This window comes from Oleiphilus sp. HI0123 (assembly GCF_001635315.1).
In genome coordinates this window covers 1-245 of record NZ_LWGE01000842.1, presented here as the reverse complement: position 1 = coordinate 245, position 245 = coordinate 1, and the positions used below count along the sequence as shown (strand labels likewise).

Genomic DNA, 245 nt, shown 5'->3' with positions numbered 1-245 from the left:
GACCTATGATCAGCTCAGCACTATCCAGGCGAACTACCTTCGGCTGGAAACCCTGAATGCGGCCAATGACCGTATCAACAACGCTACCACACGACTGAGCATCTTCAAGCACTACAACATCCAGGATGACAGTCTGCATGCCAGTGCCGATGGTCAGAAGTTCGAAGCCAAGCGCGAGACGTTCCGTACACGGTATTCCTCAAAATACTTCGGTACCAGCAAAGGCGTCTCGGCGGTCAGTCTGA

Annotated in this window: 1 protein-coding gene; it reads left to right on the top strand. The window is 53.1% G+C overall.

The window, feature by feature from the left end; genetic code table 11:
- Positions 1-245, top strand: a 245-nt coding sequence (locus tag A3761_RS07340; RefSeq protein WP_156491716.1) for a Tn3 family transposase, incomplete at both ends; no start/stop codon positions are given.